At 75.3% G+C, this 8,030-nt stretch carries 7 protein-coding genes; 1 reads left to right on the forward strand and 6 read right to left on the reverse strand.

Features of this window, described 5'->3' with window-relative positions:
• Positions 1 to 113: 113 nt before the first annotated feature.
• The 6 genes from ABZ721_RS40570 to ABZ721_RS40595 all read right to left on the reverse strand — a co-directional run bounded on the left by ABZ721_RS40570 (position 114) and on the right by ABZ721_RS40595 (position 6,393).
• Positions 114 to 1,139 carry an LLM class F420-dependent oxidoreductase gene (locus ABZ721_RS40570; protein ID WP_358793865.1) on the reverse strand — a complete coding sequence of 342 codons (1,026 nt, stop codon included), beginning with the start codon at positions 1,137 to 1,139 and terminating at the stop codon, positions 114 to 116.
• Between the two features lie 73 nt (positions 1,140 to 1,212).
• Complete coding sequence (locus ABZ721_RS40575) at positions 1,213 to 2,847, reverse strand: ABC transporter substrate-binding protein (protein ID WP_358793866.1); 1,635 nt, start codon at positions 2,845 to 2,847, stop codon at positions 1,213 to 1,215.
• Between the two features lie 123 nt (positions 2,848 to 2,970).
• A complete protein-coding gene (locus tag ABZ721_RS40580; RefSeq protein ID WP_358793867.1) occupies positions 2,971 to 3,735 on the reverse strand; it encodes an ABC transporter ATP-binding protein in 765 nt (254 codons plus the stop codon).
• Positions 3,732 to 4,547, reverse strand: a complete 816-nt coding sequence (locus ABZ721_RS40585; RefSeq protein WP_358793868.1) for an ABC transporter ATP-binding protein — start codon at positions 4,545 to 4,547, stop codon at positions 3,732 to 3,734. Before ABZ721_RS40585 ends, ABZ721_RS40580 begins: the two co-directional genes overlap by 4 nt.
• Positions 4,544 to 5,446: an ABC transporter permease gene (locus tag ABZ721_RS40590; protein ID WP_358793869.1), complete on the reverse strand. Its 903-nt coding sequence runs from the start codon at positions 5,444 to 5,446 to the stop codon at positions 4,544 to 4,546. The genes ABZ721_RS40585 and ABZ721_RS40590 overlap by 4 nt, the downstream gene beginning before the upstream one ends.
• Positions 5,443 to 6,393, reverse strand: coding sequence for an ABC transporter permease (locus ABZ721_RS40595; protein WP_358793870.1), 951 nt, complete (start codon positions 6,391 to 6,393; stop codon positions 5,443 to 5,445). Before ABZ721_RS40595 ends, ABZ721_RS40590 begins: the two co-directional genes overlap by 4 nt.
• A 641-nt stretch (positions 6,394 to 7,034) precedes the next feature.
• Here ABZ721_RS40595 and ABZ721_RS40600 point away from each other — a divergent pair.
• On the forward strand, positions 7,035 to 7,961 hold the full coding sequence (locus ABZ721_RS40600; protein WP_358793871.1) for a response regulator transcription factor: 927 nt from the start codon (positions 7,035 to 7,037) through the stop codon (positions 7,959 to 7,961).
• Positions 7,962 to 8,030: the final 69 nt, after the last annotated feature.

Below are 8,030 nucleotides of genomic sequence, written 5' to 3' on the forward strand. Positions count from 1 at the left end.
GGGGCCCACCTCGTCGTCCCGGAAGGTCAGCACGAGCACCACCTTGTGGCTTTCCGGCCCCGCCGGACTCCCGTCCGGCGGGGCCGGCGCCCGTGGACCCGCGCCGCCGGGGGTCAGCCGGCGGCCGGTCCCAGTCGGGCCAGCGTGTCGAGCAGCTTGGCGCGGCTGACGAAGACCTCCGGCGGCAGCGAGACGTACAGCTGGATCGTGGTCACCCCCGGGAGGTGGTAGCGCAGGATGCGCTCCCGGCACTCCTCGGGCGATCCGCTGATGAACAGCCCGTCCACGACCTCGTCCGGCAGCGCCTTCTGGGCGCCTTCCGGGTCCCCGGCCTCCCAGCGCTCGTGCGACTCCCGCAGCAACTCGCCGTGCCCGAGCCACTCGTGGAACTTGCGGTACGGCTCGCGGTTGAGGATCCACGCCAGGAACGGGCGGGTGGCGCGGTGGGCGTAGTCGGTGTCCTCGGTGGGGCACACGAACACCTTGACCACCAGCTCCTTGCCGGCCGGCTGCGGACCGACCGCGTCCAGCACCTTCGGCACGTCCTGCGGGAAGAGCAGGTTGGTGATCGCCCCGTCCCCCTCGGTGAAGCCCAGCCGCAGCATCCCCGGGCGCAGCGCGCCCAGGATGACCTTGACCGGGGCGGCCGGCGGGTGCGGCAGCTGGAAGCCCGTGATGGAGAACGTGTCGAAGTCCCCGGAGACGTGCTCGCCGCGCAGCGCCCGGGTGGTGAACCGCAGGACGTCCCGGGTGCGTTTGAACGGCTCGTCGAACGGGATCCCGTTGATGTCCGTGACGTGCGCGGGCACCGACGCGCCGATCCCCAGCAGCACCCGCCCGGGGGCGAGTTGGGCGAGGGTCGCGGCGGTCTGCGCGAGCACCGCCGGGCCGCGGGTGTGCACCGGGACGATGCCCGTGCCGATGCGCAGCGACGAGGACCAGGCGGCGGCCGCCGCCAGCGGGGTGAAGGCGTCGGTGCCGCCGCCCTCGGCGCTCCAGACATCGGTGTAGCCGAGGTCCGGGAGCCGTTCGACGATGAAGCGGTGCCGGTCGATGGTGAGCCCCGGCAGCGGCAGGGTGATCCCCCACCGCGGTGGGGGCGCCAGGGTGCGCGCAGGCGGTTCGTGCGGGGCGGTCATGGAACGGCGTTCCTCTCGTGGCGGATGAGCGGTGGGCGGGGCGCCGCCCGGCGGAGCGGCCTGACGGCGCGCCCTACGGACGGACCCAGACCGTCGTCAGGTCCAGGAACCACGACTGCGGTTGCACCAGGCCGCGGACCTGGGGCGACAGCGCCCGCGGGTTGCGGTCGTTGACCACGAAGAGCCAGGGCGCGTCCTTGGTCACCAGTTCCAGTGCCTGCCGGTAGTCGGCCCGCCGCTTGACCTGGTCGGTGGAGGCCGACGCGGAGGCGAGCAGGGCGTCCACCCGGGTGTTGGTGTAGTGGCCGGTCCAGAAGGGGCTCTTGCTGCCGATGAAGAGCGGCAGCAGTGCCTCGGACTGGAACAGGGTGGTGGACTGCGCGATCGCGTCCGAACCGAGGGCGACCTGGCCCTTGGCCTCCGCGCTGATCAGCGTCGACCAGTCGGTGGTGCGGAGCTGCACCTTGATGCCGACGGCGGCGAGGTCGTGCTGGATCGCCTCGCTGATCGGGACCGGGAGCAGGTTGCCGGAGCCGCCGGTCGGCACGGTGACGGTGGTGCTGAACCCGCCGGCCTTGCCCGCCTCGGCCAGCAGCTGCTTCGCCCTGGCCGGGTCGTAGGAGTAGGCGTCGCCCTTGGGGTCGAACGCGAAGGTGGCGCGGGGCGCGGCCTGGTAGGCCGGGTCGGCGGTGCCGTGCAGCAGCTTCTCCGCGATCGCCTTGCGGTCGACGGCGAAGTTGGCCGCCTGCCGGACCCGCGGGTCGTTCCACGGCGCCTTGGAGGTGTCCAGGATCCAGTACCACAGGTGGTCGTAGCTGTTGGTGACGAGCTGCACCCCGTCGGCCTTGAGGCTGTCGAGGTCGTCGGGGTTGGGGTACTCGATCCAGTTGACGCCGCCGGAGCGCAGCGCCGCGGTGCGGGCGGCGACGTCCGGCAGCGACTTGACGACGAGCTTGTCCAGCTTGGGCGCGCCGCGCCAGTACGTCTTGTTGGCGACCAGGGTGATCTCCTGCCCGGCCTTCTGGGAGCCGAAGGCGAAGGGCCCGGTGCCGACCGGGTGCTGCCCGAAGTCGGCCGTCCCGGACGTGCGGACGGCGGTGGGGCTGGCGATCAGGACGTGGGCGAGGTCCTCGGGGAAGTGCCCGTTGGGCGCGGTGGTGACCAGTTCGACGTGGTCGGCGTCGACCTTGCGGTAGGTGGCGATGTCCCCGGCGTACTCCTGGGCCGCGGCGCCGAGCGCGTCGGTGTACTGCGTGCTGCGCTTGTTCAGGTAGCGGTCGAGGTTGAAGACGACCGCGTCGGCGTCGAAGGGGGTGCCGTCCTGGAACTTCACGCCCTTGCGCAGGGTGAAGGTCCACGTCCTGGCGTCGGCGGCGACCTTCCAGGACTCCGCGAGCGCGCCGGTGACCTCCGGGGGCGCGTCCGTGCGGGACAGGTCGTAGCGGGTCAGTCCCTCGTACAGCTGGAAGCTGACCAGGCGCTTGCCCTCGAATCCGGCGCCGCCGATGACGGTGTCGGGGTTGGGCAGCTTGCCGGTCGCGCCGATGACCAGCGTGCCGCCCCGGCCGGCGGTGTCGGGGGCGCCCGCGCCGTCGGAGCCCGTCGTGGAGGCCGCCGAGCCGCAGCCGGCCGCCGCGAGCAGCAGCCCCGCGGTCAGCAGGGCGCCGGTTCTGCGCCGGAGGCGGGGTGTGGCGTGGTGGTGCGTCATCGTGTGTCCTCGGGTTCGGTGGGAGAGCGGGTCGGACGGGAGAGCGGGTCGGACGGGCGGGGTGGTGCGACGGACGGGACGGCGGCCGCGGCCGGGGAGGGCGGCGGGTCAGCCGTCGGACGGTCAGCTGTCGGACGCGGCGAGCAGGGCGCGGGTGTAGGGGTGGCCGGGTGCCCGCCAGACGTCGGCGACCGGTCCCTCCTCCACCACCAGCCCGTGCCGCAGGACCAGCACGCGGTCGGCGAGGTGCCGGACGACCGCGAGGTCGTGGGAGATGAACAGACACCCGATCCCGGTGCGGTCCCGCAGCTCCACCAGCAGGTCCAGCACCTGCGCCTGGACGGTGCGGTCCAGCGCGGAGGTGGGTTCGTCGCAGACCAGCAGCTCGGGTCCGGGGGCCAGGGCGCGCGCGATGGCCACCCGCTGCAACTGCCCGCCGGACAGCTCGCGCGGGTACCGCCGGGCCAGCGCGGGGTCGAGTCCGACCTGCTGGAAGAGGGCGGCCACCGCCTGCGGCCGGTCCCGCCGTGCGGTGCCGTGCAGCCGCAGCGCGAACGCCACCGCCTCCCCGGCCCGCAGCGCGGGGTTGAGCGAGCCGCCGGGGTTCTGCGGCACGAACTGCAGCCGTCCGCGCACCGCCCGCGCGCCGCGGCCGCGGAGCCGGTGCGGGTCGTGGCCGGCGAAGCGGACCGTACCGGAGTCGGGCGCGAGCAGCCCCAGCGCCAGGCGGGCGAGGGTGGACTTGCCCGAGCCGGACTCGCCGACCAGGCCGACCGTCTCCGCGCGCGCGAGGGTCAGGCTGACCCCGCCCAGGGCGAGCCGGCCGCCGGGGTAGTGCTTGGTGACCGCGTCGAGGCGGAGCAGCGCGGTGCTTGCGGAGCCGCTCATCGGCGCACCCCCGTGCGGGCCGCGACGAGTTCGGCGGTGAAGGAGTGCGACGGGCGGGAGAGCACCTGGTCGGTGGTGCCGGACTCGACGACGCGCCCGGCGCGCATCACCGCCACCTGCCCGCCGACCCTGCGGGCCACCGCGAGGTCATGGGTGACGAGCAGCACCGCGAGGCCCAGCCGGCTGCGCAGGCTGCCGAACAGGTCCAGGATCTGCGCCCTGACCAGGGCGTCGAGTGCCGTGGTGGGCTCGTCGGCGATCAGCAGCTCGGGTTCGCAGGCGACCGCGAGCGCGATCGCGGCCCGCTGCCGCAGCCCGCCGGACAGCTCGTGCGGGAAGCTGCGCGCGACGTGCTCGGGGTCCGGGATCCCGGCCGAGGTCAGCAGCCCCGGCACGGCCTCCCGGGCCGCACGGCGGGTGGCGGCCACCCGGTGCCGGCGCAGGACCTCGGTGATCTGCGGGCCGACGCGGCGCAGCGGGTCGAGCGACCCGGTGGGATCCTGCGGCACGTAGCCGATGCGCAGGCCGCGCACCCGGGAGAACTCCCGTTCCGTCAGCGCCCGCAGGTCGGTTCCGCCCAGGTGGACGTGCCCGGTGACCCGGGCGTTGCGGCCGGGCAGCCCGAGCACGGTCCGGGCGAGGGTGGTCTTCCCGCTGCCCGACTCGCCGAGCAGCACCAGCGCGCCGCCCGGTGCGACCGAGAGCGACACGGAGTCCACGGCGTGCACCGCCGCGTCGCGTCCCGGGTAGCGGACGGACAACGCCTCGACGGACAGCGCCGGGCCGGCGGGCCGCTGTGCGCGCGGGGTCATCGGACCGCCTCCGGTGCGAGGTCGCGCGAGTCGCCGATCCGGCGCCGCAGCGCCTCGCCGAGGGTGTTGAAGACCACCGAGACGATGAGGATGGTGACGGCCGGCAGGACGGCGATGCCGGGGTGGGTCAGCAGGGCGGGGCGCAGGTCGTCGAGCATCGCCCCCCACTCCGCGGTGGGCGGGGGGACGCCGAGCCCGAGGAAGGAGAGTCCCGCCGCGTACACCACGGAGAGCCCGATCAGGGAGGAGGCGTAGGCGAGGACCACCGGCGCGACGACCGGCAGGACCTGGCGCACGGCCACGGTCGCCCGGCCGGCGCCGCTGACCCTGGCCGCCTCCAGGTACTCGGCGGTGCGGATCCGGGCCACCTCGGTGTGGGCGACCCGGGCGACCGCCGGGGTGAGCACGATCGACAGCGAGAGCACCGTCGCGCCGAGCCCCGCCGGCATCAGGGTGGCGATGGTCATCGCCAGCAGGATCCCCGGGAAGGCGTACAGCACGTCGAGCGAGCGCAGCAGCGCCTGTTCGGTGACCCGGCCGCCGAGTCCGGCGGCGATGCCCAGCGCGGTCCCGGCCGTCGCGGCGATCGCCACCGGGACGATCCCGCCGATCAGGGAGGGGCGGGCGCCCCAGACCAGCCGGCTGAGCACGTCGCGGCCCTGCCCGTCGGTCCCCAGGAGGTGGCCGGGGCTGCCGGGGTCGAGCAGGCGCACCCGCAGCGATCCGGCGACCGGGTCGTACGGGGCGAGCAGGGGCGCGGCGAGGGCCAGCACGAGCAGCAGCGTGGCGAACGCGGCGGGCAGCAGCAGCCCGGCGTCGCGCCGCAGGAATGCGCCGGCCCGCAGCGCCCGCAGGGGGAGCCGTCCGCGCGCGGGGGCCTCGGTGGGCAGCACGGTCATCGCGGACTCCTGACCCGCGGGTCGATCCAGGCGTGGGCGGTGTCGACCAGGATGTTGACGCCGACGAAGGCCACCGCGACCACCAGGACGCCGCCCTGGATCAGCGGCAGGTCGCGTGCGGTGAGCGCGTCGTAGAGCAGGTGCCCGAGGCCGGGCCAGGCGAAGAGCGTCTCCACGAAGACCACGCCCTCCAGCAGATAGGCCAGTTGCAGGCCGCCGATGGTCAGCAGCGCGGGGGAGGCGTTGTGCACGCAGTGCCGCAGCACCGCCGTCCGGCTCAGGCCGCGCGCCCGCAGGCTGTCGGCGAGGTCGCCCGCGAGGACCGATCCGAGGGCGGCCCGGAACACCTTGGCGGTCAGCCCGAGCGGCACCAGGGCGGCCGCGACGGCGGGCAGCACCAGGTGGCGCAGCAGGTCCTGGAAGCCGCCGTCGCCGAAGACGTCGTGCGTGCCGCCGGCCGGCAGCCAGCGCAGCCGCACCGCGAACACGGCGATCAGCAGCAGCGCCACCGAGTACTGCGGGGCGGAGACCGACACGGTGCTCAGCGCGCTCGACAGCCGGCCGAGCGGCCCGCGGGGGCGCAGGGCGCCGGCCGCGCCGAGGAGGAGGCCGCCGAACAGCACCAGCGTGAACGCGGCGGCCGACAGGAGCAGGGTCTGGCCCAGCGCGGGCAGCAGCAGTTGGTCGACGGGGCGCTGGCCGGCGATCGAGGTGCCGAGGTCGCCGCGCAGGGCATGCGTCAGCCAGTCGGCGTACTGCACGGGCAGCGAGCGGTCGAGGCCGAGGCGCGCGGTCAGCTCCCGGCGCGCCTCGGGCGGCGCCCCGGGGCCCAGGAACGCGCTGACGGGGTCGCCCGGCACCAGGGCGACGGTGGCGAAGACCACGAGGGTCACCCCGACGAGGGTCGGCACCGCGAGCAGCAGCCGACGGAGGAGGAACCGTCTCACGCGGGCACCGGCCGGAGCGGGGCGCCCGGTGGCCGGGCGGCGGGGAGACGGACAGGGGCAGGCATGAGCGTGGTCCTTCCAGGGCCGGTCACTCCGGCCGATGGGAACGAAGGTGGCGCAGCGGACCGGGCGGCAGCCAGCCAGGCGTTCATGCTGTTACCTCAGGTCATAGGATCGGCGGTGCGGATCAGCCCGCTGCCCCGCAGTGCCGGTCGTGGACCGACCTTGACCCGTACTCGAGTACGGAATTACCCTGCGCGCATGGCTATCCGGCGCACCGACTTCACCTTGGTCGGCATCTGCGGCTCGTGGCACCGCAGGTGCTTCGACGAAACCTGTCGCCCCGGCGCCCCGCGCTGACCGCCCAGCCCCTGGCTGCCCGGCAGCGTCCCTCCTCCAGCAGCGGCCGACCGCTCCCCTGATGTTCCGTCAGTGACGTTCCCTGACCACGGAACCGTCGTGGAACAGGGCGGAGCCCGCGCCGCATCGCCGCACCGTCCCGCCAGGGACCGGCTCCGTCACCTCCGAGGGGACCGCACCGCCATGCCGCACGACTTCCGCGACCTGACCCGTCGACCAGCCGGCCGGGCCGCACAGCCCGCCCGCGCCGCCAATCCGCCCCGCCGGTCCGGAGGTTCCCGATGGGAACGCTGACCGAACTCGCCGATCCGTGCTCCGGGCGCAACCGCCGCCCGTCCGGGCGGCGGGGCGCCGCCGCCCCCGCGCGGCCGGACACGGCGAACGCGCTGCACATCGAGATCGACAACCCGCTCGACCTCATCGCGGGACACCAACTGCTCGCCGAACCGGACGCGTTCGCCGCCGGGAGCGGGCCGGTCCGCCGCCCCGCCGCCGACCCGGGCTGCTCCTGCGGGCATCCGCTGTGCACCGTGGCGGCGGACCGGGCCTCCGACACCACCCGGGTGTTCCTCGCGGAGCGGCACCCGGTGGCCAGCGCCGGACTGCGCAGCGTCCTGGCCAGCGTGCCCGGGATGACCGTGGTGGGCAGTAGCACCGGTGACCCGCTGCGCGCCGTGGAGGGCGTGCGCCGGGTGCGGCCCGACGTCATCCTGCTGGGCGGTGGCGCGACCCTTGCCGACGACCTCGCCGCCGTGGTCGAACTGCGCGGCCCCGGCGGGGCGCCCGACGCCCGGGTGCTGCTGCTGCGCCGGGCGGAGAGCACGGCGGAGGCCAGCCGGATGCTGCTGACCGGGGCGAACGGCTGCTTCCCGCTGGACCTGCCGGAGGAGCGCATCATCGGGGCGGTGGCGACCGCCGCCGCGGGCGGGGCGGTCTTCCTGCCCGCCCCGCCGTCGGCCCGGGTGCACCTGGCGAGCCTGGCCGGGCACGCGGCGGAGTCGCCGCCGCAGCACTGCGGACTGACGGACCGGGAGCGCGATGTGCTCTCCCAGCTGGCGCGCGGCCTGGGCAACGCCGAGATCGGGCGCGAGCTGGCGCTGGCCGAGGCCACCGTCAAGAAGCACCTGACCCAGGCGATGCGCAAGATCGGCCAGTCCGACCGGCTGCGGGCGGCGCTCTACGCCCACCGGCACGGCCTGGCCGGCTGACCGCCGGCCGCCGCCTCCCGGGCGGCGGCCGGAACTCCCGCCGAAGGCGGGCACCGCGCGAGGGGGCCC

Origin of the sequence: Streptomyces sp. NPDC006733 (assembly GCF_040636125.1) — a bacterium.
In the GTDB taxonomy this organism is placed as follows: domain Bacteria; phylum Actinomycetota; class Actinomycetes; order Streptomycetales; family Streptomycetaceae; genus Actinacidiphila.

Bases quoted from the DNA above. Each gene is read 5' to 3' on its own strand.
- ABZ721_RS40570 (WP_358793865.1), bottom strand. From the start codon at position 1,139: ATGACCGCCCCGCACGAACCGCCTGCGCGCACCCTGGCGCCCCCACCG.
- ABZ721_RS40575 (WP_358793866.1), bottom strand. From the start codon at position 2,847: ATGACGCACCACCACGCCACACCCCGCCTCCGGCGCAGAACCGGCGCC.
- ABZ721_RS40580 (WP_358793867.1), bottom strand. From the start codon at position 3,735: ATGAGCGGCTCCGCAAGCACCGCGCTGCTCCGCCTCGACGCGGTCACC.
- ABZ721_RS40585 (WP_358793868.1), bottom strand. From the start codon at position 4,547: ATGACCCCGCGCGCACAGCGGCCCGCCGGCCCGGCGCTGTCCGTCGAG.
- ABZ721_RS40590 (WP_358793869.1), bottom strand. From the start codon at position 5,446: ATGACCGTGCTGCCCACCGAGGCCCCCGCGCGCGGACGGCTCCCCCTG.
- ABZ721_RS40600 (WP_358793871.1), top strand. From the start codon at position 7,035: ATGGGAACGCTGACCGAACTCGCCGATCCGTGCTCCGGGCGCAACCGC.